Source organism: Eggerthella sp., assembly GCF_048329335.1.
GTDB classification, from domain to species: domain Bacteria; phylum Actinomycetota; class Coriobacteriia; order Coriobacteriales; family Eggerthellaceae; genus Eggerthella; species Eggerthella lenta.
The window spans coordinates 1-4618 of sequence record NZ_DBFEGU010000352.1; the positions used below are offsets into that span (position 1 = coordinate 1).

Sequence of the window (4618 nt, forward strand, 5' to 3'; positions counted from 1 at the left end):
GGCGTCGGTGCCCATGAGCGTCTTCCACGACTTCGCGGAGTTCACGGCGATGTGCGCGAGCTTTTCGGCATCGGGCTGCACTTCCAGGCCGCAGTCCGAGAACAGGAACGTCCCCTCTTGGCCCAGGTCGCAGTCGGGCACCACCATGACGAAGAACGAGCTGACCAGCTTCACGCCCGGCGCGGTCTTGAGGATCTGCAGGCAGGGGCGCAGCACGTCGCCCGTGGCATGGCATGCGCCGGCCACCATGCCGTCGGCGCCGCCGGTCTTCACCATCATCACGCCGAAGTACAGCACGTCGTCCATGAGGCCCATCGCCTGCTCGGGCGTCATCCCCTTGGCCTTGCGCAGCTCGTAGAGCGCCTCGGCGAACCCTTCGCGCAGCTCGGACGTGCGCGGGTCGATGATGCGCGCACCGCTGAGCTTGTAGGGGCTGGCCGCGATGGCGTGGGCGTCGCCGAGGATGACGAGGTCGGCGATGTCGTCGGCCAAGATGCGCTCGGCCGCCGCCAGGGTGCGCTCGTCGTCGCCTTCGGGCAGCACGATCGTCTGGCGATCCGCTTTGGCGCGGGCGAGCATCGTTTCCAGGAATGAACTCATGGCAGGCCTTTCGATTCGCGCGACGCCCTCTTCGCATGCTGCAGCGGCGGGTCGTCGCTCGCTTCCATTTTATCCGCTTTGTATGATAATCCACGCAACCCGGAGCCTTCCCGGTAAAATAGCGTTCGGCATCTATGGCGCGGCAAATACCGCGCTTTATTTCTAGGATATCGCGACCGCGCGGTTCGTGCGGGTCAATACGGACAAGGAAGGTTCCCCATGGGTGTGCGTTACTGCGATTTGCATGACATCGATCGAGGCGATTTCGACGCCGTGGTGGTGGGCAGCGGGTTCGCCGGCAGCGTCATGGCGCGCGAGCTGGCAGAGCGCGGCGGCAAGCGTGTTCTCGTGATCGAGAAGAAGCCCCATATCGCCGGCAACATGTACGACGAGGCCGACGAGGCGGGCATCCTCGTGCACCGCTATGGGCCGCACATCTTCCACACCAACGACAAGCGCGCGTTCGACTACGTCCGCCGCTTCACCGAGTGGCGCGACTACCAGCACGAGGTGCTGGCCGACTGGTACGGCACGTACATGCCGGTGCCGTTCAACAAGAACTCGATGGAGATCGCCTTCGGCGAGGAGCGCGCCTCGCAGCTCATCGAGAAGCTCATCGCCACGTTCGGCGACGAGCGCAAGGTGACCATCACCGAGCTGCGGAGCGTCGACGACCCCGATCTCACCGAGGTGGCGGACTTCATCTACAAGAACGTGTTCCTCTACTACACGCAGAAGCAGTGGGGGCTCACGCCGGAGGAGGTGGATCCGTCGGTGACGGCGCGCGTGCCCGTGTTCCTGTCGCGCGACAACCGCTACTTCCAAGACGCCTACCAGGGCATGCCGCTCGAGGGCTACACCCCGCTGTTCGAGCGCATGCTCGACCACGAGCGCATCATGGTGTGCCTGGAAACCGAAGCCGAGAACGTGTTCGAACTGGAGTTCGAGAGCAACGACGAGAACGCGCCTCTGTCCGCCATTCTCATCAAGGGCGCGCCGTTCGAGGGGCCCATCGTCTACACCGGGCCGCTCGACGAGCTGTTCCTGTCGCGTTTCGGCCGACTGCCGTACCGCAGCCTCGATTTCGTGTACGAGACGCACGACGTCGAGCACGTGCTGCCTTGCGGAACGGTGAACTTCACGGTGACCGAGGATTACACGCGCATCACCGAGTTCAAGTACCTCACCGGCCAGGTAAGCGACAAGACCACCATCATGAAGGAGTACAGCCACTCCTACGACGATCCGAAGAAGCAGATCCCGTACTACGCCATCATCAACGACGAGAACGCCGCGCACTACGAGCGCTACCGCGCGCTCACCACGTCGCTTCCGAACTTCCATCCGCTGGGCCGTCTGGCCGAGTACCGCTACTACAACATGGACGTCATCATCGGCCGTGCGCTGGCGCTCGCCGACGAGCTGGTGGGGTAGCGGCATGAAGACCATCTCCTTCGCCGTGCCGTGCTACAACTCGGCCGCCTACATGGATACCTGCATCGAGTCGATTTTGAAATGCGGGGACGACATCGAGATACTCATCGTCGATGACGGATCCACGAAGGACGACACGGCCGCCAAGGCCGATGCGTGGCAGGAGCGGCACCCGGGTGTGATCCGCGCCATCCATAAGGAAAACGGCGGTCATGGATCGGCGGTGAACATGGGATTGGCGAACGCGACGGGCCGCTACTTCAAGGTGGTGGACTCCGATGACTGGCTCGACGAGCACGCCATGGCCGAGATCATGGTTTACCTGCGCCGTCAGGCCGAACTGCCGCATCCAACCGATCTCGTCATCGGCAACTACGTGTACGAGAAGGTTCACGAGGGCGCGCGCACGGTCATGCACTACCGTAACGTGTTTCCCGAGGGGCGCGAGTTCGGCTGGGCCGACGTGGGCCATTTCGGGCAAAGCCAGTATCTGCTCATGCACTCGGTGATCTATCGTACCGATCTTTTGCGGGACATCGATCTCAAGCTGCCCGAGCATTGCTTCTACGTGGACAACATCTTCGTGTACGTTCCTCTTCCGCATGTGAAGACCATCTACTACCGTGACGTGGACATGTACCGCTACTTCATCGGGCGCGAAGATCAGAGCGTGAACGAGAACGTCATGATGGGTCGCATCGACCAGCAGCTGCGCGTGACGCGCGAGATGATCGATGCCGTGCGCCTGCCCGACGATGTGCCCGAGAAGCGCCTGGAGCGCTACATGGAGAACTACCTGTCCATGATGATGTGCATCTGCTCCATCTTCCTGCGCATGATCGACACCGACGAGGCAGAGGACAAGCGCGAGGCCATCTGGGAGTACCTCAAAGCGCACAATCCGGACGCCTACCGTCCCATCCGGCGCAGCACGCTCAACATGGGCACGAACCTGCCCACCTCGTTCGGTCGCCGCATCGGCATCACCGGCTACCGTATGGCTCAGAAGATCTTCAAGTTCAACTAGCGTGCATGCGGAACGGCGAGTCCGTTAGCGGAAGCTGTCGCCCGAAACGGACAGAATCGCCGCTCAAACCGTCCGTTTCGGGCGACAGTGTTCGTCTTGCGAACTGCGCGGCTCAAGCCGTCAGGTTGTTTGTTTTCTGGGAAGATGGAACGAAGTTGCATGGATGCGGATGGCGGTGGTGCGCGATGAAAGCCAACGATGTCGAAATGGCCCAGCTTTTCCTTCGGGCGGAGCGCATGCGGATGTGCGCGATTTCGTCCTGCGAGCGGACGCGCAAGATTCTGCGGCGGCATGTGGAGCGAGGTGAGGTCGTACGGCCTGCTCGGGGCATGTATGCCAGAGCCGCTTATTGGAGCGGGCTTTCGAAGCCCGAGAAAATGCTTCATGTGATGCGCACTGCACAGAGCATTCATCCCGATTGGGTTTTCTGTCACGAATCAGCTGCCGTTGCGTTCGGTCTGCCGGTATCGTACGAGAGGCTGGGCGCAATCCACGTTGCGACGACCCGATCGAACCGCAATGCGAATTCGAAGACCGTTCGGTGGCACGTTGTCGCCGAAGACGAATCCGTCATTGTGCAGGGACTCCGTGTGACGTCGCTGCAGAGGACCGTCTTCGATTGCATGCGCATGGTGGATTTCGGGCAGGCCCTGGCCGTTGCGGATTTCGCGCTACGCCTCGGTGGGGGCAGGGCAAGCGCGTTCGTTTCCCATGTTAGGCGCATCGGCGGCAATCTCGAAGGAGCGGCACATGCCATGCGGACGATGCACTACGCTGATGCCCGTAGCGAAAGCGGTGGCGAATCCATCGCGCGCGCCGCGATGATCCAGCATGGCTTCGCGCTTCCCGAGCTTCAGGTGGCTTTGCCTCGGCCGCTCGATCGACGGCGTTCGTATCGCGTCGACTTCCTCTGGACGCGGCTGGACGGCAGCAGGGTTATCGGCGAGTTCGATGGGATGCAGAAGTACGAGGACGCGGCGCTGCGCGGCGGCCGGACACCGATGCGCGTCCTTGCCGACGAACAGCACCGAGAGGCTCAGCTCACCCTTTACGGCATGCCGATCATGCGGTTCTCGAGCAAAGACGTGGCGAACACGGGTCGCTTCGTCAAGCTCCTCGATCAGTATGGAATTCCTCGGGACGATGAAACGGCTCGTGTCGTTCGGCGCCTGTCGCGCTCTCGCTCGACTTCGGCGCACGTGTTCGCCGTATGCGCCTTGCACGACGAGCCATTCGTCGCCTGATTGGGGAAGCTGTCGCCCGAAACGGACGGAATCGCCGCTCAAACCGTCCGTTTCGGGCGACGCGGCCGCGATCACGCCGCGTTTACGCTCCCAGGCCCGTCGCCACGGCGGCGAGCGCCACCAGGACGCCTACGATGGATTCGCCGCCCAGCAGGCCGGACGACACCACGAGGGCCGTTTCGCCCTGGGCCTTCTCCTTCTCCGCGGCCGCCTCGGGCGAGAGCCCCTTGCGGCGCAGCTTGCACACGGCGTCGTAGGCGACTTTGGCCATGGCTCCCAGAAACGCGGTCAGCGACATGTAGAAGGGTAGGTA

Annotated in this window: 4 protein-coding genes and 1 pseudogene; 3 read left to right on the forward strand and 2 right to left on the reverse strand. The window is 62.6% G+C overall.

The features are described from left to right. Positions 1 to 600 (reverse strand): phosphate acyltransferase (locus tag ACMO6A_RS11035; protein ID WP_418471264.1); only part of this gene is annotated, 600 nt, incomplete at its 3' end. Between the two features lie 219 nt (positions 601 to 819). Here ACMO6A_RS11035 and glf point away from each other — a divergent pair. The 3 genes from glf to ACMO6A_RS11050 all read left to right on the forward strand — a co-directional run bounded on the left by glf (position 820) and on the right by ACMO6A_RS11050 (position 4305). Beyond that, positions 820 to 2034, forward strand: coding sequence for a UDP-galactopyranose mutase (gene glf, locus ACMO6A_RS11040; RefSeq protein WP_009307145.1), 1215 nt, complete (start codon positions 820 to 822; stop codon positions 2032 to 2034). 4 nt (positions 2035 to 2038) lie between these two features. Then, positions 2039 to 3061 (forward strand): glycosyltransferase family 2 protein, encoded by a 1023-nt coding sequence (locus tag ACMO6A_RS11045; RefSeq protein WP_418471265.1) that lies wholly within the window; start codon positions 2039 to 2041, stop codon positions 3059 to 3061. Positions 3062 to 3246: 185 nt separating this feature from the next. Beyond that, positions 3247 to 4305 (forward strand): type IV toxin-antitoxin system AbiEi family antitoxin domain-containing protein, encoded by a 1059-nt coding sequence (locus ACMO6A_RS11050; RefSeq protein WP_035577118.1) that lies wholly within the window; start codon positions 3247 to 3249, stop codon positions 4303 to 4305. A gap of 82 nt (positions 4306 to 4387) precedes the next feature. Here the strand turns inward: ACMO6A_RS11050 and ACMO6A_RS11055 are convergent. After that, a pseudogene (locus ACMO6A_RS11055) lies at positions 4388 to 4618 on the reverse strand (peptide transporter); the annotation flags it as partial.